Here is a 20,373-nt window from a genome sequence, read left to right as displayed (position 1 = left end):
AAGGAGACAACACACATGACCGCAACCCACTACATCGACGGGCGCCGCGCGCCGTCCGAAGGCCAGGCCACCATCGACGTGATCGACCCGAGCGACGGCCAGAAATTCGGCGAGATCGCGCGCGGCACCGCCGCCGACGTCGACACCGCCGTGCGCGCCGCGCGCCGGGCCATGGGCGAGAACTTCGACGGCCCCTGGGGCGCGACGACCGCGCTGGAGCGCGGCCGCCTGCTCGCCAAGCTCGGCGCCGCCGTGCTGCAGCACCACGAAGAGCTCGCGCAGCTCGAAGCCCGCGACACCGGCAAGGCGCTGCGCGTGGCGCGCAACGACGCGACCGCGCTGGCCCGCTACATGGAGTACTACGCCGGCGCCTGCGACAAGCTGCACGGCGACACCCTGCCCTATGAGCGCGGCTACACCGTGCTGACGGTGCGCAACCCGCACGGCGTGACGGGCCACATCGTGCCCTGGAACTACCCGATGCAGATTGCGGGGCGCAGCGTGGGCGCGGCGCTGGCCGCAGGCAATGCCTGCGTGGTGAAGCCGGCCGAGGACGCGAGCCTCTCGCTGCTGCGGTTGGCAGAGATCGCGACCGAGGTGGGTTTTCCGGCCGGTGCGCTCAACGTGGTGACGGGCTACGGCAAGGAAACCGGCGCGGCGCTGTGCGCGCACCCCGGCATCGACCACATCTCGTTCACCGGCTCGACCCTGACCGGCCGCAGCGTGGGCCTGGCCGCCGCCGAGCGCCACTGCCCGGTGACGCTGGAGCTGGGCGGCAAGTCGCCGCAGATCGTGTTCGCCGATGCCGACCTGGACGCGGCCGAGCCGGTGCTGGTGAACGCCATCGTCCAGAACGCGGGCCAGACCTGCTCGGCGGGCAGCCGCGTGCTGGTGGAGCAGTCGATTTACGAAGAAGTGGTGCAGCGCCTGGCCAGGCGCTTCGCGGCCGTGCGCGCGGGCACGCCGGCGGAAGACCTGGACATGGGCCCGCTCATCAACGAAAAGCAGTTCCGCCAGGTGCGCGACATGGTCGCGACGGCCGAGGCCAGCGGCCTGAAGGTGGCGGCGCGCGGCACTGTGTCGCCGAACGCATCGGCCACCGGGTACTACCAGGAGGCGGTGCTTTTTCGCGACGTGCCGCACGACAGCGACCTTGCGCAGCGCGAGGTCTTCGGCCCGGTGCTGGCGGTGATGCCGTTCAAGGACGAGGCCGAGGCGGTGCGCCTGGCCAACGGCACGGACTTCGGCCTGGTGGCCGGCGTGTGGACGCGCGACGGCGCGCGCCAGCTGCGCATGGCGCACAAGCTGCACTGCGGCCAGGTCTTCGTGAACAATTACGGTGCGGCGGGTGGTGTAGAACTGCCCTTCGGCGGCGTGAAATCCAGCGGTTTCGGCCGCGAGAAGGGCTTCGAGGCCCTGCTCGGCTTCACGACCCTCAAGACGATTGCAATCAAGCACGGATGACACCATGACCACCACCACTGAACAACAACAAACGCCACGCCGCGTCGGCCTCGTCGGCGTCGGCCTGATGGGCCACGGCATCGCCAGCAACATCGTCAAGCACGGCCACCAGCTGACAGTGCTGGAGCACGCGGGCAACCAGCCCATCGACGGCCTGCTGAAGGCCGGCGCCACGTCGGTGAAGGACGTGGCCGCGCTGGCCGCGCAGGTCGACGTGCTGATCCTGTGCGTCACGGGCACGCCGCAGGTCGAGGCGGTGATGCTGGGCGACAAGGGCGCCTTGAGCGCGCTGCGCCCGGGCACCGTGGTGATCGACTGCTCCACCGCCGTGCCTGCCTCCACCGCCAAGGTGGCCGAAGCGGTGAGCGCCAGGGGCGGCAAGTTTCTCGATGCGCCGATGACGCGCACCGCCAAGGAAGCGGCCGAAGGCCGGTTGAACCTGCTGGTGGGTGGCGACGCCGACGTGCTCGACTCGTGCCTGCCGCTGCTGCGCTGCTTTGCCGAGAACATCACGCACGTGGGCGGCACGGGTGCGGGCCATGCGATGAAGCTGCTGCACAACTTCGTGTCGCTGGGCACGGTGGCGTTGCTGTGCGAAGCAGCTGCTTGTGCCGAGCGCGCGGGCGTGAAGCCCGATGTGTTCGTGGACGTGCTGGCCAAGGGCGGTGGCAACGGCGTGGCGCTGGAACGCGTCAAGCCCAAGCTGCTGACGGGCAGCACCGATTCGCTGAAGTTCTCGATGGCCAATGCGAAGAAGGACCTGGGGTACTACAACGACATGGCGGAGCAGTCTGCTTCCGGCCACGGCATTGCGCTGGCTGTCGACGCGCTGTTGACCCAGGGTGTCGAGAAATTCGGTGGCGACCGGATGGTGCTGGACCTGGTCGAAGCGCTGCGCTGATCTTTTTTGAGTCGTTGCACGCGTCGCTGTTCAGGGCGTGTGCACGGGATGCCGGGTAATCCCCATCGCGAATGTCCCCCGGGGCTGCGTTCAAATGTCTGCTTCAGACTGGTTGCAAACCAGTTCTCCTCACGATGGACAGTGTCAAGTAATCGCCTGGAAATGCTCTAAATGATGGATTGGGTCCCTGTAGTTTTCATTGCGTTCAAGGTTCTTGTGTTCGGCACGGGCATGTTCTTCGCCATCAAGTGGCACTATGAGAAAGGGAAGAAGGACAAGGAGAAGCAGAGCGCGGTGCTGCGCGCGGGCGGCAAGGTGGCCGCAGTCTTCGTGCTATCGCTCCTGGGACTCGCGCTCCTCACCTTCGGCCTTGGCAGCATGCTCGGTTTGGATTTGACCTTTCCCTGACGGCAAAAAATAGTCGGCCGATATGCAGTTGTGCGGCAGCCGTTCGCTGCGAAGCAGTCCTTCGCGTCGCCTCGGCGTCTGACGGCGCGGTCTTCCGACATTGTCCAAAGCTGCCGGTCGTCGCGCCAAAGCCAAGAGACATCTACTTCCGCGCATTGTCTGACCAGGCACGCTGAATAAAATCCGGCCATGTCCGCCGCTTCCGTCTCACGCCCACAGTGCACCGCTTGCCTGCGCCCGCTCAGCGCCTGCATTTGCCGCTGGGTCGTGCCCACCGCCCACGCGGTGGAGGTCCTGGTGCTGCAGCACCCGCTGGAGGTACAACAGGCCAAAGGCAGTGCCCGCCTGCTGCACCTCAGCCTGGCGCACTGCCGCTGGGTGGTGGGTGAGGCATTTGCCGTGCCAGTCTGGCCGGTGGACGGCAAGCACACGCTGCTGCTGTACCCGGACAGTCTGCAAGATACCGCCCCGGACCTGCGGGTCCTAGCGCCGCTACCGCCCGAGTGGCCGCAAGCCCCGTCGCGCCTGCGCCTGGTCGTGCTGGACGGCACCTGGCGCAAAAGCCGAAAGATGCTCTACCAAAGCCCGCCACTGCAACAGTTGCCCCGCTTGGCCCTGCACAACCTGCCGCCTTCGCACTACCGTATCCGCAAAGCCCATCGGCCCGACCAACTGTCCACGCTGGAGGCGACCTGCTACGCCTTGGGCCAACTGGAAGACGATGCGAAGCGGTTCCAGCCCGTGTTGGATGCCTTCGACGGGTTTGTGGCGTACCTGGAGCAGGCTGGCGGGCAGCGAAGCTGCGCAAACTGACAGTCCTGCCCTCGACCAAGGGTTGCGGGGTTCATGCAAGTGACCCGCTGTACGGCTGGTTGTGGCCGAACCCGGAAGTCCAGCCTCGACCAACGACAGCCCGCATCCGCTGGCAAAGCAGACGCTCGCATCGTCTGTCGACGATCACCAGTGCAGCGCATGGCTGCCACTGAAACCTCCCTGACAAACAACCTCGACGGAGTCGAAATCGGTTCATCGAGAAAGCCCCAGCCATCGCGCCCCTCTCTCCAGGCGGGCCGCGAAATCCGCGGCCCGCGGACCAGCCGCTAACTGCCGGTCTCAGGCGTTCCGCGCCGCGCCTTCTCGCTCACCTGAAATAGTTCTCCAGCCTTGCGCGCAAGCTCAGCCGCAAGCCAAAACAGGTTGTCCAGTTGTCGAGGCCCGCTGCCGCTGCACCAATCGATGCCTTCCCCGTGGCAGACCCACAGGAGGGCTTCGAGTTGAGAGAGGGTGTTTTCGAGACGATCCGCCGGGTCTTGGGCGTTGTCTTCGGAAGTGCCGGGCGTGGGTGGCCGGGCTATAGTCTTGGTAGCCATTTTTGTGCGTTCCTTTAGAGGTAGTTGCACTGATCTGGTTAGACGGTCGGGGTGCTCGTTACACCCCGACCGTCGCCTTTTGATACCTCGCATTCGCATCGCTGCTTTCGCACCGACAACCTGCCGCGAGGCAAGCAGCCTTCAAACATTCAGTGGCTGTGTGTGTTGCGCCTTCCGTGTTCCCTTGTTGGGTGTTGAGTGACAGGGGCATCCACTTTAGTGAAGAGCCCGGCAAAGTAGCCGTTTCCCTACGGCGTGAAGTCTCGGCAACCGCGAACAAATGCAGCTTCCGCAACGCGCCGCGTGCGGGCTTCATGGGCGCGGTGCCGGCGTGTCACGCAAGGCCACATTTGCTTGCACGCAAGACTCAAAAGTCTTGACCCGACACGCGACCGGAGTTCAACGACGGCGTTGAACGCTCATGCCGATGGGGTGCCTTGCGCAGCGAAATAAAGGAGGAGGGGCGGAGCCCCGGGGGACATTCGCGGAGCAAGGCACCCCGTCGGCGTGAGCATCGCCCTGAATGAACCCGATCCCGATCCCGGACCCGATACCGAACCCGATCCCTAAGGCATCCCCCGCGCCAGCAAATGATCGACCAGCCGCCGCTGCGGAAAGCTCAAAGCCTCCTGCCGCGTGCACAGGTACATGCGGCGCGAAGCCCATGCGTCGGTGAGGTTGATGAAGCGCAGCTTCATTTCCTTGCGGTAAGTCACCGCCGCCCCCTCGGGCAATATGCCCACTCCCATGCCCGCTTCGATCATCCGGCACACCGCCTCGAAGCTCTTCACCCGCGCACGCAAGCGCAGCACCTTGCGCGCGCTCATCGCGGCGTCTTCCATGGTGCGCGAAATCGCTGAGTCGTCCTCGAGCCCCACGAAATCGAAGTCGAGCAACTCTTCGAACGACACCTCGCGCCCGCGCCACGGGTGCTTCTGCCGCACGATGGCCACCAGCCGGTCGGTGCGGTACGGAATGAAGTGCAGCGCGGGGTCTGCCGCCTCGCTGGTGATCACGCCCACGTCGGCCTGGCGGTCGCGAATGGCCTGCACGATGTAGACGCTGCGGTGCTCCTCCACGCTCACGCGGATCTCGGGGTAGCGCTGGCGAAAGCTGGCCACGTCGTCGGGCAAAAACTGGCCCATGGCCGATGCATTGGCATGCAGGCGCACGCGGCCTGTGGCGCCCTGCGCGTAGTCGGACAGGTCGGCGCGCATGCGGTCGACGTCGCGCAGGATCTGGCGCGCATGCATGGCCAGCGACTCGCCGGCGCCCGTGGGCGTCACGCCCTTCGAGCTGCGGTTGAGCAGCGCCACGCCCAGGTGGCCTTCGAGGATGGACAAGCGCCGGCTCGCGGCCGACAGCACCATGTGGCTCTCGGCGGCGGCCTTCGACAGGCTGCCGTGCTCAATGGCGCGCAGGAACAGGGCGAGCGAATCGAGGTCGGGTCTCATCGGTGTGGGGTCGGGTTCCGGTCGGTCGGCGGGGGTCGCCATTGTCGGGCCACCAAGCTGGCCGGCCATCGCCGAAATCCTTTCGGCAGATGGCGCCTTCAAAAGACAGATCTTCCGTAACGCCGCCCGCTTCGCCAAAAAGAAGAAGCACTTTCCGCCCACAACACTGAAGAATCGTTGCTGCCCCGCCGTCTACCCCGGCGCGGCACAAGGCAGGCCGGCCCTCTACCGAGGCCACGCCCGCATCCCACGAGTCCTACCAGTCTTTTGACACCATGGCATTCCACGAACTGGCCAGCGTTGCGCTGGACGACAAATACACGGCCACCGAAGGCCGGATCTACCTCAGCGGCATCCAGGCGCTGGTGCGCCTCATGCTCGTGCAGAAATGGCGCGACCAGCAGGCGGGGCTCAACACCGCGGGCTTCGTCTCGGGCTACCGCGGCTCGCCGCTCGGCGGGCTCGACGAAGCGCTGTGGAAGGCCCAGCCGCAGCTGGAGGCCAACGCCGTCAAGTTCCTGCCCGGCGTGAACGAGGAGCTGGCCGCCACCGCCGTGTGGGGCACGCAGCAGGTGCACCTGACCGGCGAAAGCGCGGTCGACGGCGTGTTCGCCATGTGGTACGGCAAGGCGCCAGGCGTGGACCGCTGCGGCGACGTGTTCAAGCACATGAGTCATGCGGGTACCTCGCCGAACGGCGGCATCCTGCTCGTGGCGGGCGACGACCACGGCGCGTCTTCTTCCACGCTGCCCAACCAGAGCGACCACCTGTTCGCGGCCTCGATGATCCCGATGCTCTACCCGCAGAGCGTGGAGGAGTACATCGAACTCGGCCTGCACGGCTTTGCGATGTCGCGCTTTGCCGGCCTGCCGGTCGGCTTCAAGGCGCTGGCCGACACGGTGGAGTCGTCGGGCTCCATCGCGGCCGGCGCGCTCGACGTGCACACGCGCCTGCCCGCCGACTTCGTGTTTCCGCCCGGCGGCGTGCATGCGCGCCTGTCGAGCGACACGCTCGGCGTGCAGGCGCGCAAGCAGGAGGCGCTGATGCAGGACTACAAGATCTACGCCGCCATCGCCTACGCGCGCGCCAACAAGCTCAACCGCGTGACCATCGACTCGCCCAAGGCACGGCTGGGCATCGTGGCCTCGGGCAAGTCGTACCGCGACGTGCTGGAGGCGCTGGAAGAACTGGGCATCGACGCCGACGAGGCCGCGCGCATCGGCATTCGCCTCTTCAAGGTGTCGATGCCCTGGCCGCTGGAGCCGGACTCGATTCGCGAGTTCGCCGAAGGGCTCGAAGAGATTCTGGTGGTCGAGGAAAAGCGCCAGATCGTCGAGTACCAGCTCAAGGAGCACCTGTACAACTGGCGTGAAAACGTGCGCCCGCGCGTGATCGGCAAGTTCGACGAGCAGGGTGAGTGGGGCGCGCATCCACGCGGCAAATGGCTGCTGCCGGCCACGGCGGACTTCTCGGTGGCGCAGATCGCACGCGTGATTGCCGGGCGCGTGGCACGCTTTCACACCAGCGACCGCATCCGCATGCGGCTGGCGATCCTCGACGCGAAGGACGTGGTGCTCGGCAAGGCCGTGGCCACGCCGTCTCGGCCAGCGTGGTACTGCGCCGGCTGCCCGCACAACACCTCGACCAAGGTGCCCGAAGGCAGCCTGGCGCTCGCGGGCATCGGCTGCCACGTGATGGCCACGGCCATCTACCCCGAGCACAACAAGACGACCACGCACATGGGCGGCGAAGGCGCGCCGTGGCTCGGCCAGGCGTGGTTCTCCAGGCGCAAGCATGTGTTCGCGAACCTGGGCGACGGCACGTACTACCACTCGGGTTCGATGGCGATCCGCGCGGCGGTGGCGGCGGGCGTGAACATCACCTACAAGATCCTCTACAACGACGCGGTCGCGATGACCGGCGGACAGCCGGTCGACGGGCCGATCGACGTGCCGCGCATCGCGCACCAGATGGCCGCCGAGGGCGTGAAGCGCCTGGCGCTGGTGGCCGAGGACCCGACGCGCTGGGCCGACCGCGGCCCCCTGCCCGCCGACCGCGACGGCTTCGTGCTCACCGTGCACCACCGCGACGACATGGACGCGGTGCAGCGCGAGCTGCGCGAGTTCGAGGGCGTGTCGGTGCTCGTCTACGACCAGGTCTGCGCGGCCGAGAAGCGCCGCCGCCGCAAGAAGGGCGAGTTCCCGCAGGCCGCGCGGCGCGTGTTCATCAACGACGCGGTGTGCGAGGGCTGCGGCGATTGCGGCGAGCAGTCGAACTGCACCGCACTGTTGCCCAAGCAGACCGACCTGGGCCTGAAGCGCAGCGTGGACCAGAGCGCATGCAACGCGGACGAGTCGTGCATCAAGGGCTTCTGCCCGAGCTTCGTGACGGTGGAAGGCGTGAAGCCGCGCAAGCAGGCGCCGGTCGCGGCCCAGACGGCGGCCGAAGAGCCGCTCTTGCCCGTGCCGCCCACGCTAGCGCTGGAGGGCATGCACAACATCCTGATCACCGGCATCGGCGGCACGGGCGTCATCACCATCGGCGCGCTGATCGGCATGGCGGCGCACCTCGAGGGCAAGGGCGTGAGCGTGCTCGACATGACGGGCATGTCGCAGAAGAACGGCTCCGTCACTTCGCACGTGCGCATCGCACGCGACGCAGCGCAGCTGAAGGCCCAGCGCATTCCCACGGGCGAGGCCGACCTGGTCCTCGGCTGCGACATGCTCACGGCCGGCGCGCCTGACGCCATTTCGCGCATGCGGCCGGGGCGCACCTATGCGCTGGTCAATACCTTCGAGCAGCCGACCGGCCATTTCGCGCAGCAGCCCGACTGGGAATTTCCGTCGGCGCAGGTGCGCACGCTGATCGACGAATCGGTGGAAGGCCACGCGGACTTCATCGACGCGACGCAGCTGGCGACGCGCCTCATGGGCGACGCCATCGCGGCCAACCTGTTCCTGCTGGGTTTCGCGTTCCAGAAGGGTTGTGTGCCACTGTCCGCCGAGGCGCTGAACAAGGCCATCGAGATCAACGGCGTGGCGGTTAAGGCAAACCAGTCGGCCTTCCGCTGGGGCCGCAAGGCGGCGCTGGACCTTGCGGCGGTGACGCGCGAGGCCGCGCCGCAGAAGGTGGTGGCGCTGCAGCGGCCGCAGAGCTTCGAGGCGCTGGTGAAAGACCGCACCGCGTTCCTCACCGCGTACCAGAACGCGGCTTATGCACAACGCTATGCCGAGCTGGTGGAGCGCGTGCGCGTGCTGGAGCAGCGCGAGCGCGGCACCACGTTGCTCGCAAAGGCGGTGGCATCGGGCCTCTTCAAGCTCATGGCCTGCAAGGACGAGTACGAGGTCGCGCGCCTGTACACCGACAAGCGCTTCATGGAACAGCTCAACGAACAGTTCGAAGGCAAGTCCGTGCTGCGCTTTCACCTGGCACCGCCGGTGCTGGGCCGCCGCGATGCGCAGGGCCATGCGGTGAAGACGAGCTTCGGGCCGTGGATGATGACTGCGTTTCGCGTGCTCGCGAAGTTGCGCGGGCTGCGTGGCACCGCACTCGACGTGTTCGGTCGCACGGCCGAGCGGCGCATGGAGCGACAGCTGATCGCCGACTACCGCGCGATGGTCGAAGACGTGCTGACCCGCTTCGACCGCGTCGACTTCGACACCGCGCTCGCGCTGGCACGCTTGCCCGAGCAGATTCGCGGGTTCGGGCACGTGAAGGAAGAAAGCGTGGTGTCGGCCCGGGTGCGGTGGAGCGCGCTGGCGCAGCAGCTGGATGTGCCCGTTGCCGTCAAGCCGTCGCCCGCCCCGCGCCCATCCGCCATCGCGGCATGAAGCGCGCGCAGTGAACCGGAGCCTCGCAACCTCGCTCCCGTGCACGGGAGGATGCCGGTTCGCTCAAGGATTCGGCACCAGTTGCCAGGTCTTGCGATCGATCACGCGGACCCGCGGCGGCAGGTTCAACTGCGACAGCTGTACCGTCACCGTCTGCTGTGTGATGTCCACGAGCCCCCAGTTGCACTGAAGTGCGCCGATGGTGACCGCCGTGCGCAGGGCGGCCCCTGAAGACGTCGCCTCGAACAGGCTCCATTCGCCGGCCGGGTACGGCGCCGCGAAGCGGTTCTCGTGAACGTCGCCGCTCAGGATGAGGATGCGGCGGTCCTCGGCCAACCCGAGCATCCTGTCGTGCTCTGCCTGGCACGCCATCCAGGTTTCGCCGTGGCGGGCTTCGAAGACCAGCCCGCTGGTCACCAGGTGCACGGTGTCTTTCGACGAAGTCGAGATGGCGGACGCCAGCTGGTCCATCTGCGCGGCGCCCAGCACCGCATCGTTGCCTCCACGCGTCTTGTAGCTCCTCCCGTCGGTGAGATGCAGCCGCACCGGGTTGTCGGTGTCGCCGATGTCCATCACACGATAGCCGGGCTCGGCGATGTTCGAGGCCCACGGGTCGGCGGCCTTGGGAAAGACTGCGGGATCATGCGCATCCAAGGCCTCCCTATAGGCTTGAAACGCCGCACGGGTCGGCGGGATGAGGTGCTTCAGCGAGTTCTGCCCTGCAATCTCGGCACCGCAAGCGCCGTTCCACAGAAAGTCGTGGTCGTCCCAGATCGGGTGCACCCTCACGTCGGCGCGCCTGACCAGCTTGGCGAACTGCGGCTGATTCAGCTGATCGCGCAGCCGCCCCATGGCATGCCGCGCGAAGGCGTCGGCGCCCATGTCCTTGACCTGCGACATGCTCGCGCCGTCGGCGTCGTAGTAGGCCGAGTCGCCGAGCAACAGAAGGTGCTGGGGGTCGACCGCGCCGATCTGATCCCATACGGGCTGCACCTTGAAACTCTGGGCGCTGAAGCATGACGTGAAGGCAATTCGCATGATGAGTCAACCTGATCGGTGGGGGGAGCGAATGCTAGGGCCCCAACGCGGCATTCGGCCTCCCTGATTCATGGGAGGCAGTGCCTGACGCTCGCGGTGTTCATGGCGCGCCGGTGCGGGTCGACCGCATCGGCCAGCTAGCTCTGTTGCAGCGGCAGCGCCAGCGTCTGCCAATTGCGCAGCATGGTGATCTGGCGGCGCAGGTAGTCCGTGGGAATGGCCTGCGAACCCCAGACGTCGATGCGCCCCGAATACTCGCCCAGCAGCCAGAACTGCCGGATCGACATGAAGCGTGCGATGGCCGCGAGATCGACATCGGCCACGGGCCTCACCTCGCGATACGCCGAGATGAAGTGCAGCCACTTGGCCTTGGCCTTGTCGCTCGCCACACCGTCGGGCGTGTGCGGATGCAGGCTCCACGGGTACACCGCCAGTTCATAGGCCAGGTAGCCGGGGCCGGCCTCGTCGAAGTCGAAGAACACCGCCTCGCGTCGGCCCTTCTGCGCGCCGATGCCGTCCACCACGAAGTTGTTGCTGCCGTGCGCATCGCCGTGGCACAGCACGCGGCTGAGCTCGCCCAGCGACAGGATGTCGTCCTGCAGGCGCCGCGCCAGGGCCTCGAACTGGGGGCGCAACTCGGCCGTCATGGTCGGGGCGCGCAGCAGGCCTTCGAGCGGATGCAGCAGCAGGTAGTCCAGGTCCAGGCAATAGGCGCTGCTCGGGCCCTGGTAGCTCTCGCCGGCGATGTGCAGGGCGGCCAGCCCGCGCGCGAAGGCCTCGATGTCCTCACCCGCTTCGCTGGTGAACTCGCCGTCCAGATGCTCGAACAGCATGAGCGCGCGCGAGCCCTCTGGCAGCTTCACCTGGATGGCCACCTCGCCGTTGGCCGCCGGCAGGCAGCGCGAGACGCGGCATCCCGCCCCGGCCCAATGCCGCAGCGCGGCCGACTCGAACAACCCGTTGGGCGCACCCCGGGGCCGGTCGGCGCACAGCCGCGCCACCACGCGTTGCCCGCTCGCGAAACTCAGTCGGTAGACCTGATTGAAGCTGCGCCGCAGAAATTCACTCTCGACGACCTCGCCCAAGTCATAGCCCGCCTGCACGAGCATCGCAATGCTGGCGGCCGTGGGCGTGGATTGCGCGATCTCGATTTGCATCCGGCTTCCAAGGGAAAAGGGCGCGATTATGCAGTGGTAGAACCAACAGTGCCCCGGCCGCCGGTCACAGGGCCCTTCGCGACAGCCATTTGCAAACAAATGTTGCTACAGTTGCCCGCGTCATGGATCCACGAAATGAAGCGCTCGGCGGGCGCCTGCTGTTGATGATCCTCATCGCGGTGGTGGGACTGGGGTGGCACGTTTCCACCCAGGCGTTGACGGTGGTGGACCAGGCCCGGCTCACGCTGACCGTGCGCGCACAGGCCCAAGCCCCGCAGACCGTGGCCTTGCCCTATGACTGGGATCATCGGGACGCGGTCGACGGCGAGGCGCACTTCACCTTCGAGCTCCCGGTGGCCGACCCCGCCGCGCCCATGGCGCTGTTCGTGCCGCGCGTAGGCAACAGCTTTCGTCTGTCGGTGGACGGCCGCGAGCTGGCGCGCTTCGGCGCCTTTCCGCCCGGGCCCTACGACGATGCCTCCACCACGCCGCAGTACTTCGTGCTGCCGGCCACCGGCGCCACGGCCCCGCGGCGCGTGGAAATTGCCATTGCAGCGCAGATCGCGCGCCAGGGCGGGCTGTCGCCGGTGGTGGCGGGCAGCGAGGCCGAGATTCTTCCTTTGTACGAAAGCGCTTTGTTCTGGCAGGTCAGCGGTGGGCGCTTCATCGCCATCGTGAGTGGCGTGCTGGGCGCGCTGTCGCTGCTGGTGTGGGTGCGCCAGCGCGAATCGATCTATCTCTACTACGGCCTCGGGGAGTTGCTGTGGTCGCTGCAGACGGCACGGGTGCTGTTCACGCATGCACCGCTGCCCTGGCCCTGGTGGGGCGTGCTGCCGCTGGCGGCGTTCCAGGCCGCGATACCGCTGCTGTGCCGCTTCGCCCTGACGGTGGTGGGTCGCGGCGACAGCCGGCTGGCGCGGCTGCTGGGCGTCATGGCCTGGCTGGCGCCGGTGGCGGCGGTGCTGGGCATCATGGTGCCCTGGCTGTGGCTGATGCCGCTGTGGCGGGGCCTGGGCCTGCTGGCCGCGCTGGCGATGATGGTCGTCGTGCTGCGCGTGGCGCTGCGCAGCGCCGTGCTGGAACATCGCGTGCTGGGCCTGGCCGTGGTGCTGATCGTGCTGTGCGGCGTGCGCGACGTGTGGGTCATGCGCACCTCGCCGCAGGCCTACGCGATGGTGCCCTGGATCCGCTTCGCCTGGGTCGGGTTCGCCGTCACGCTGGCCTGGGTCATCGCCGAGCGCATGCGCAAGGACGCCCGCTCCATGCTGCAGATGAACGCCTCGCTGGAGACCGAACTCGCCGGGCGCAACGCCGCCCTGGAGGCCGCCTTCGCACGCGAACGCGAGGGAGAAAAGGCGCGCGGCGCGCTCGAGGAACGCCAGCGCCTGGTGCAGGACCTGCACGACGGCCTGGGGGGACAACTCGTGGGGCTGCTGCGGATGGCCCAGCAGCCGGGGGCGGCACGCGACGACGTCACGCTGCACCTGCGCGACGCGGTCGACCAGCTCAAGCTCACGGTGGACGCCATGCATGCCGACGAGGGCGACGTGGCATCGACCCTGGGCAGCGTGCGCTACCGGCTGGGACCGCGCCTGCAGGCCGCCGGCATCGATCTGCGCTGGGATGTCGGCCGCCTGCCGCCCATGGCCGGATGGAGCGCGCGCGAGTCGCACCAGCTTCAGATGCTGCTGTTCGAGGCGTTCGCCAACATGACGGCGCACTCCGGCGCGACGCGGGCCAGCCTGAGCGCGCGACGCATGCATCTCGGTGGCACTGCCGAGCCGGTGGAAGAGACGATCGAAGTCATGCTGTGCGACAACGGCAAGGGCTTCGACGTGAGCGCAAAGTCCGCGGGACGGGGGCTGACGAACATGCGCGCGCGCGCCGTGGCGCTGGGCGGCACACTGACTTTGCGATCTGCTGCCGGCGCATCGTCGATGCATTTGCACCTGCCGGTGCGTGCCACGGCGTCGTTCGTGGAGTGAAGAAAGACCAGTGGAGCGACAGCGCCTCGCTCGGCTGCTGGCCAGCTCTAGCTGACTTCTTTCAAGGAACTCAGATACACCGGCCCGTCCTGGCTGGCGAAGGTAGGTGCCCCACCCTCGGCGTTTTGCTGCTGCTGGCTAACGCCCGAAATGCGATGGCTCTGGGTGTCGTACTGCCTGACGCGGCCGTTCTGCTCCACCACGAGTCGGCGCTGTTCAGGGAAGAACGCATAGCGAACGCCGTTCTGCCCGCCAGTGCTGGACGGGTTGCACAAGCCTTCGGGCCACCAGGTGTCGTCGGGTGCAGCCATCGGCTTCATCGGCGCCATTTCCTGCATCGGCTTCATGGGCTTCATCGGTTCCATCACGCGCTTCTGTTCGGGGCCTGGTCGAGAAAATCGTCTCGGGGCTGGTCGGTGTCGCCCAACTGCGGAACCAGGTAGTCGGTCACCATGCCGGCGATGTCGGTGCTTCGCACCACCAGCCCCACGATCATGCCGAGAGACAGCAGGCGCCACGGCTTGACCAGCACCACCAGCGAGCCGGCGCCCGCCGCACAGGCCATCAGCTTGGCAGGGTGCCTGGCGGCGTAGTCCTGAAGAAACGGCCGGCCCAACTCGGTCACCGTGCTCAGATGGCTCCGGCGCCACCAGCGCCCGACCACGCTGCGCTCGATCTTGTCCTCGACGCGCCCGGCCCATGTAGCGGCGGACTCGGCGGGCTCCTCGGCCACGCGAACCATTTGCTCACCGGCGTCGGTGGGCACATTTCGGTAGCCCATCGCAGCCAGCAGGCTGGCGCGGGACAAGGCCAGTTTTTCTTTAGGGGTGAGCACTTCAGTCATTTCGGTTGTCTCGCACAAGATTCATGGCACGCCGGTCGGCCTCGAGTTCCACGGCCACGTCGTGGATCTCCTTCTTCACCACCGAACGCATCGCAAACATGGCCGAGATCAAGGCCAGCAGAAAAGCGACGCCCGGCACGGCCGCCAGCACCCAATGAAAACGCCCGCCAAGAACGCCCAGCATGGCCGCGACGCCGGTGAACCCAAGGCCGAAAACAAGGCATACGCCGACCACCACCCATGCCACCGCTTTCGCAACCAGGCCGCGAACCACGTCGGTCGTGCTCTCCCTGAGAAGCGCCACGTAGTTGGCGACATGGCTGACCAGCAAACCCGGCCGCCGCAGCACGGCCATGAAGAGGGGGTGGATCATCGGCCCGTCAGTTGAAATAGCGGCGCGGTGAACGGTCGAACGCCAGCAGCAGTCCGGCCAGCAGCGCGCCACCGGCCGCAGCCACCAGCACCGACTTCACGGGCTCGGCGGCGATCTGCTTCGAACAAGACTCCTGCCACTGCGCCGCATGCTCCTTGAAGCTGGCGATCTTCTTGCCCGATTCGTTCACTGCGTTGCGGGCATAGGCCTTGCCGGTGTCCACGGCGTCCGCAGCCACGTCCTTCGCGTCGGCGGCGACACCGCGCGCCGTGTCCAGTGCTTCACCGGCGGCAGACTTGGCATCGGCGGCGGTAGCGCGCAGCGTATGCACAGCGTCGCTGCCGATAGCCCTGGCCTCGCCGGCCAGCCCGCTGGCGGCCTTGGCGGCGTCCTGGCCGGTCTGCCTGGCTTCGTCGGCCAGTTGGGAGGGGGTCTTTGCGTCTTCTGCCATGGCGGTCTTTCGAGAGTGAGCAACAAATTGCGAAGACGTTATTTGTGCAAAACCCCGGCGCCTGCGGTGTCGGGTTGGGCTGGCAGCGCGTGTAGGCGAAAGCAACGCCTGCGGCGCGAGGCCGCGGGGGCGCACATGCTTTCCTGCAAGCGCTGACCGGCTAGGGAACCAAGGGGGCGCACTGGCGCACCGCGTGGTCGCGCGGCAGCAGGATGCCCCAGCGCAGGCGCACGCTCTGCCCTTCGCCAGTCCCCGTCCAGGGAACCTGCAGCGACCCGCGGCAGTCGGCTGTGCCGAGCAGCGGCTCCAGCATCACGCCTTCCGACAGGAAATCGGGGTTGTCGAGAATCACCACCATGCCGCCTTCGCGTGCCAGGGCCCCCGGGCGCAACCAGGGAGAATCGCGCTCCTGCGCGTCGACAAGGAGCTGCATGGACGGGTCCATCTTCAGCGCCACCGCGCCAGCGAACCAGGTGTCGCCGACCAGCAGCTTGAAGGGCACACCGCTGACACGGCCGACGCGGCTTTGCCAGATGTTGTCCAGGGCCAGCGCGACTTCCTGCGCAGGGAGATTGGCGCGGGTCATGTAGCCGAGCCTTTTGCTCCACACACCTTCGACCCAACCCTGCCCCAGCGCCGCGGCGACATGCACGCAAACCGTTGCGGCAACGACGATGCGCCAGCGCCGGCGCGGCCAGTTTTCCGCGTCCAGGCCCGGCACGTGCACCACGGCCCACAACGCGGCCGGCAGGAAGAACGTGGTGAGCCACGAAGGCAGCAGCGTGATCTGCAGAACGGCCGCCAGCGGCAGCACAGCGCACACGGGGCCGAACGTCGCCCAGGCCAGAAAGCGCCTGTCGAAGGCGTTGCCCGCAGCCACCGCTGCACGCCGGTTATCAGGGCTTACATTCGAACGCGTGCGCCACAGGCAGGCGGCGAGCAGCACCATGGGCAACAACCGGCCGACCTGCTGCGTCACTACATGAAGCAGGCTGCGGTAGCTGTAGACATCGGGCGTCTTCGAATGAACCGAGTGCAGCGCGTAGGCGACCGAAAGATCCGGATGGCGCAACATCCACACGAAGTGCGGCGCCAGCAGCAACAGGGCCACGGCGCCGGCGAGCGCCATGCCGGCCTGCACCTGCCTGGCGCGCCACAGGCCGTGCCGAACGATGAACACGAAGCCCACCGCGAACTGCACCACCGCGCTGTACTTGGTCAGGAACGCCAGGGCCGCAAAGCACCCCAGGCACACCCAGTCCCTGTAGCGGGACGACGGCGCCCGGAGCACGCGCCACAACATCCACCAATAGCCGGCCAGCGACACCAGCTGCACGGTGTTGTGGTTGTAGATGGTGGCGCGCTGCACGTGATAGGTCACCAGCGTGCCCAGCACGAGCGCCAGCGCGGCGCGCTGGGGCGTCACCATTTCGCGCGCCCACTTCCACACGATGAACAGCGCCCCCACGCCGCACGCGACGCCGGCGGCATAGGTCAGCCACGGCTGGCGGCCCGCGAGCCGCACCAGCACGCCCATGATCCAGCTCGGCAGCGGCGGGTGCTTGTAGTAGCCGAACTCGAAGCTGCCGGCCCAGAACAGTTCTTCGACGTTGTCCCACGGCGGCGTCGGACAGAAGAACGCAACGGACAAGGTCCACACGAGGGCCATCGCCAGCAAGGCCAGCACGATGCGTGGCTGGTCGCTCGACGGCGCACAGGCAGGCACGACGGAACGCGTTCCTGAAAGACCGCGCGCTGACGCCATGTTCTCCAAGACCGACTTCATGCCTGCGCGCGCCTCGCGTGACGGGACCACGGCGCGAGCGCCACGCTGTCGCCCGTGGGCGAGGTCCACGGGAAATCCATGGTGGCGAGCACCGTGTATTCGGCGATTCGCGCCTCGCCGTGCGGCGTTGCGGGTGTGCCGTCCAGGGAAGGGTGGCACATCAGCACATCGCCGCTGCGCGCGGCAGCCAGCCATCCGAGCATGCGCCGGCGGTAGCCGGCGGCATCGCCCGCGAAGTCGTAGACACCCAGGAGCGCTTGGCTCATCGGCGCTGATCTTCTCGCGGCCTCGCGGGCCAACGCCCGGCCTCCCAGCGCGTGGATGACGTGCGCCTTGAGCGCGCCGCTGCCTTGCGCCATGCGCGGCCTGGTGTCGCGCAGCCACGGCAGCGCGGCGCCGTAGCGGCTCGACAGTTCGTCCAGCAGCGCGCGCCGCACCACCGGAAACTGATGCACATGCCGGTGCCCGTCGACGAATGCCGGCGGCCGGCCCATGCCGTCTTCGAAGCGCGAGAGCTGATCGGCAATGACATGCTGCAGGCCCCGCCGGGATGCACTGCGGGTGTAGGTGCGCAGCAGCAAGGCGCCGAGCCCGGGCTCATCGCCGCCCGGTACGCGCGGCGGCGTCAGGTCCAGGTGCAGGCCGACATCCGCGCGCTCGGGCTCGACGCGCCGCAGCGACAGCAGCCCCAGCCCCCACGCCTCGCGCTGCACGAGGCAGCCGGTGGCGGTGAGCTTGCGCCGCTCGATCAGGTCGAGCACCGCGGCATTGATGCCGCGGCTCATTCCGAAATCGTCGGCACAGATGCACAGGTACTGCGTGCCGGGCGCGCGCGCCGTCATGCCTCTTCCACGTCGAGCCCGGTGCCGCGCCGCTCCCGGACCACGTACACGGGACGGCCCTTGACCTCTTCGAAGATCCGCGCGACGTACTCGCCGACGATGCCGGTGGAAATCATCTGCACACCGATGAAGAACATCAGGCTCACCACGATGGTGGCCCAGCCCGACACCTCGTTGCCGAAGACCATGTGGTCGATCACCACGTAGGTGCCGTAGGCGAAGGCAGGCAATGCGAGCATGAGCCCCACCACGCTCACCATGCGCAGCGGCCAGGTCGTGAAGGCGGTCAGTCCGTCGAGCGCCAGCTTGACGAGCCGCCGCCCGTTGAAGTGGCTGCGGCCCTGGGCGCGCGGAGCGGGCGTGTACGGCAATGCCACCGCCCGGAAACCGACCCACGCATACAGGCCCTTCATGAAACGGCTGCGCTCGGGCAGGCTGGTGAGCACGTCCACCACCTTGCGGTCCATCAGGCGAAAGTCGCCCGCGTTCTCGGGCACGTCGAAACGGTCCGACGCGTTCAGCAGCTTGTAGAACAAGCGCGTGCCGAGCTTCTTCAGGCGGCCTTCGCCGCTGCGGTCGTCGCGCACCGCGTAGACCACCTCGGCCCCTGCCAGCCAGTGGTCGACCATGGCGCGCACCAACGCCGGCGAATGCTGCATGTCGCCGTCGAGCAGCACCACCGCGTCGCCCGAGGCGGCGGCCAGGCCCGCCGTGATGGCGGCCTCCTTGCCGAAATTGCGCGACAGCGAAATGCAGCGAAAGCCCGACATTGCGCACCACTCGCGCGCAACGCTTTCCGTGTCGTCGGTGCTGCCGTCGTCGACCACGATGATTTCCCAACGCAGCTGCGTGGCGCGCAGCATCGCCTGCAGTTGCGGCAGCAGCTGACGCAGGTTCAGCGCTTCGTTGAAGCAGGGCACCACGCACGACAGGCTGCGTGCGCGCGGCGATGGGGCGGTCGCCTCTGCCTGATGCAACTGCTGCACGTGTTGCACCTGTACCAGCTGGGGTGCTTCGCGCATCACCGCGCTCATGGCCGGCGCCCCGTTGCGAGCTTGCCGTGCAGGCGCATCGCGGATGCAACGAGGGGCGTGCAGGCACGCGTGGGAAAGGCAGCGGTCATCACCAGCGAATGCTCCAGATACGATGTACGGACAGCCGACATCACGGCTCGTCGCGGGGGCAATCGCTCTGCTGCTAGCACCCAAGACTTAGCTGGAAATTATCACTTTCGTAATAGAAAACAGCGCAAAGACCTTGCCTCAAAAGACGCATCTCGCGGGGTCAGTGGGCGGTCAGCATCGTTGGAAGACGCGGGTGCTGCGCATCGACGAGGTGGTGCCTGATCATGGGCAGGCGCGCTATGAATCGCTGCGCCCGAGCCCGGGCATGAAGGCGGAGTCAGCCGCGCTTCCGAACTGTCGACCATTGATCAGTGCCAACAACGATTCGCCGACCTCGGCAAGCTGTCCCGATTCCAATTTCCCCCTGAAGCTGCCGGAGATACCCAAAAGGTTCAGCACGGAGGGCTCCAGCTGCATGGGACTCTTTTTCAATTCGGTCTGCAATGATTCAATGGCATTGACCACAGCCTTTCGCCCCTCTGAGGTGGCGATGTTGTCCGCCAGATGAAACGGGATGGCTCCACCGAAAAATCCTCGCGATGCAAGCAGCCATTCATTGCGAATCGTGTGCACGGCAGAGTGATCATCGATCTGATCTTCAAGATGCAAAGCTGCAAGACGCAGCCAGAGTTAGAGCATTCCGTCGCGCATCCAGAATCCGTTGCCACCGATGTGCACAAAAGAGCTTCCCATTCGTTGGCCTCGCCTTAAATCAGTTCCATATCGTACCGACGCTCAGGACTGCAGTGCGCTATCCCCTGAGCGCCAAACCTTGTTGCCAAGACGCTTACCGAGCAGCGGTTAGGGCGTCCGCATCAGGGGTTAGAAGGAAATGGCTGTCGGAGCAACAGACTCAGAAGCTCGCGTTCAGATTGAAGCCCAGCGTGACCTTCGCAGTGCGATAGCCCTCGGGCTTGCTGACGGGCGCGCCGACGAAGAAGTCGTAGCTGAGCTGGGTCCACTGGCCGCGCACGCCGATGACGGCGCCCGCCAGGCTGCGGCCGAGAAGATCGACCGTGGAGCGGCCGCCAACGTGGCCGTAGTCCATGCCCGCATAGAGCTCCGCGCCGCTCTGCCCCATGGCCCAGCCGATCTCGTTGCGGAGCAGCCAGCCGCGCTCGCCCAGCAGGCTTGTCTCGCCATCGAAGCCACGCACCGTGTAGCGCCCACCGATGGAGAAGCGGTCTTGCGGCGTCAGCGGCGTGCGGTTCCACTGCGCGCGTATCAGGCCGGAGTAGCGCAGCTTCTGCTCGCCCAGCTTGAACGGCGCATTGAGGCTGATGTCGGCCGTGTACAGCTTCAGGCGCGAGGTGCCTTCGCCGAACTCTTCTTCCGGCGCAATGCGC

The 20,373-nt window shown here is 67.1% G+C and carries 19 protein-coding genes; 6 read left to right on the top strand and 13 right to left on the bottom strand.

The genetic code is table 11. The features are described 5' to 3' along the window. Window positions 1-15: 15 nt before the first annotated feature. From ACSFA5_RS00095 to ACSFA5_RS00080, 4 genes are all read left to right on the top strand, one after another. On the top strand, window positions 16-1,464 hold the full coding sequence (locus tag ACSFA5_RS00095; protein ID WP_435441965.1) for an aldehyde dehydrogenase family protein: 1,449 nt from the start codon (window positions 16-18) through the stop codon (window positions 1,462-1,464). Between the two features lie 4 nt (window positions 1,465-1,468). Then, window positions 1,469-2,365: an NAD(P)-dependent oxidoreductase gene (locus tag ACSFA5_RS00090; protein ID WP_435441964.1), complete on the top strand. Its 897-nt coding sequence runs from the start codon at window positions 1,469-1,471 to the stop codon at window positions 2,363-2,365. Between the two features lie 171 nt (window positions 2,366-2,536). Next, window positions 2,537-2,773 (top strand): hypothetical protein, encoded by a 237-nt coding sequence (locus tag ACSFA5_RS00085; protein ID WP_435441963.1) that lies wholly within the window; start codon window positions 2,537-2,539, stop codon window positions 2,771-2,773. A gap of 189 nt (window positions 2,774-2,962) precedes the next feature. Beyond that, a complete protein-coding gene (locus tag ACSFA5_RS00080) occupies window positions 2,963-3,586 on the top strand; it encodes a tRNA-uridine aminocarboxypropyltransferase (RefSeq protein WP_435441962.1) in 624 nt (207 codons plus the stop codon). Between the two features lie 287 nt (window positions 3,587-3,873). Here ACSFA5_RS00080 and ACSFA5_RS00075 read toward each other — a convergent pair whose 3' ends face one another. Both ACSFA5_RS00075 and ACSFA5_RS00070 read right to left on the bottom strand, forming a co-directional pair. Continuing rightward, window positions 3,874-4,143 carry a hypothetical protein gene (locus tag ACSFA5_RS00075; protein ID WP_435441961.1) on the bottom strand — a complete coding sequence of 90 codons (270 nt, stop codon included), beginning with the start codon at window positions 4,141-4,143 and terminating at the stop codon, window positions 3,874-3,876. 566 nt (window positions 4,144-4,709) lie between these two features. After that, a complete protein-coding gene (locus ACSFA5_RS00070) occupies window positions 4,710-5,597 on the bottom strand; it encodes a LysR family transcriptional regulator (RefSeq protein ID WP_435441960.1) in 888 nt (295 codons plus the stop codon). Between the two features lie 275 nt (window positions 5,598-5,872). Between ACSFA5_RS00070 and ACSFA5_RS00065 the strand changes: the two genes are divergently transcribed. Then, window positions 5,873-9,427, top strand: a complete 3,555-nt coding sequence (locus ACSFA5_RS00065; protein ID WP_435441959.1) for an indolepyruvate ferredoxin oxidoreductase family protein — start codon at window positions 5,873-5,875, stop codon at window positions 9,425-9,427. 63 nt (window positions 9,428-9,490) lie between these two features. On the opposite strand, the gene ACSFA5_RS00060 is transcribed toward ACSFA5_RS00065, so the two are convergent. Next, a complete protein-coding gene (locus ACSFA5_RS00060; RefSeq protein WP_435441958.1) occupies window positions 9,491-10,465 on the bottom strand; it encodes an alkaline phosphatase D family protein in 975 nt (324 codons plus the stop codon). Window positions 10,466-10,602: 137 nt separating this feature from the next. Continuing rightward, window positions 10,603-11,622 (bottom strand): phosphotransferase enzyme family protein, encoded by a 1,020-nt coding sequence (locus ACSFA5_RS00055; protein ID WP_435441957.1) that lies wholly within the window; start codon window positions 11,620-11,622, stop codon window positions 10,603-10,605. A 122-nt stretch (window positions 11,623-11,744) separates the two neighbouring features. Here ACSFA5_RS00055 and ACSFA5_RS00050 point away from each other — a divergent pair, with 122 nt between their 5' ends. Continuing rightward, the gene (locus ACSFA5_RS00050; protein WP_435441956.1) at window positions 11,745-13,607 is read left to right on the top strand and encodes a sensor histidine kinase; all 1,863 of its coding nucleotides are present in this window, start codon (window positions 11,745-11,747) and stop codon (window positions 13,605-13,607) included. Between the two features lie 47 nt (window positions 13,608-13,654). Here the strand turns inward: ACSFA5_RS00050 and ACSFA5_RS00045 are convergent, their stop codons facing one another. The 9 genes from ACSFA5_RS00045 to ACSFA5_RS00005 form a co-directional block, all read right to left on the bottom strand. Further along, window positions 13,655-13,972 carry a hypothetical protein gene (locus ACSFA5_RS00045; RefSeq protein WP_435441955.1) on the bottom strand — a complete coding sequence of 106 codons (318 nt, stop codon included), beginning with the start codon at window positions 13,970-13,972 and terminating at the stop codon, window positions 13,655-13,657. Next, complete coding sequence (locus tag ACSFA5_RS00040; RefSeq protein ID WP_435441954.1) at window positions 13,972-14,451, bottom strand: hypothetical protein; 480 nt, start codon at window positions 14,449-14,451, stop codon at window positions 13,972-13,974. Before ACSFA5_RS00040 ends, ACSFA5_RS00045 begins: the two co-directional genes overlap by 1 nt. Further along, a complete protein-coding gene (locus ACSFA5_RS00035; protein WP_435441953.1) occupies window positions 14,444-14,824 on the bottom strand; it encodes a hypothetical protein in 381 nt (126 codons plus the stop codon). Before ACSFA5_RS00035 ends, ACSFA5_RS00040 begins: the two co-directional genes overlap by 8 nt. A gap of 7 nt (window positions 14,825-14,831) precedes the next feature. Then, window positions 14,832-15,275 carry a hypothetical protein gene (locus ACSFA5_RS00030; RefSeq protein ID WP_435441952.1) on the bottom strand — a complete coding sequence of 148 codons (444 nt, stop codon included), beginning with the start codon at window positions 15,273-15,275 and terminating at the stop codon, window positions 14,832-14,834. Between the two features lie 160 nt (window positions 15,276-15,435). Next, window positions 15,436-17,001, bottom strand: coding sequence for an ArnT family glycosyltransferase (locus ACSFA5_RS00025; RefSeq protein WP_435441951.1), 1,566 nt, complete (start codon window positions 16,999-17,001; stop codon window positions 15,436-15,438). A 56-nt stretch (window positions 17,002-17,057) separates the two neighbouring features. Beyond that, complete coding sequence (locus tag ACSFA5_RS00020; protein WP_435441950.1) at window positions 17,058-17,903, bottom strand: ChbG/HpnK family deacetylase; 846 nt, start codon at window positions 17,901-17,903, stop codon at window positions 17,058-17,060. Beyond that, on the bottom strand, window positions 17,900-18,925 hold the full coding sequence (locus ACSFA5_RS00015) for a glycosyltransferase family 2 protein (protein WP_435441949.1): 1,026 nt from the start codon (window positions 18,923-18,925) through the stop codon (window positions 17,900-17,902). The genes ACSFA5_RS00020 and ACSFA5_RS00015 overlap by 4 nt, the downstream gene beginning before the upstream one ends. Before the next feature lie 339 nt (window positions 18,926-19,264). Beyond that, the gene (locus ACSFA5_RS00010; RefSeq protein WP_435441948.1) at window positions 19,265-19,600 is read right to left on the bottom strand and encodes a hypothetical protein; all 336 of its coding nucleotides are present in this window, start codon (window positions 19,598-19,600) and stop codon (window positions 19,265-19,267) included. 280 nt (window positions 19,601-19,880) lie between these two features. Then, a partial coding sequence (locus ACSFA5_RS00005) for a ShlB/FhaC/HecB family hemolysin secretion/activation protein (RefSeq protein ID WP_435441947.1) occupies window positions 19,881-20,373 on the bottom strand: 493 nt, incomplete at its 5' end.

Source organism: Variovorax monticola, from assembly GCF_051216855.1.
GTDB lineage: Bacteria > Pseudomonadota > Gammaproteobacteria > Burkholderiales > Burkholderiaceae_C > Variovorax.
This window is presented reverse-complemented; position numbering and strand designations above follow the sequence as displayed.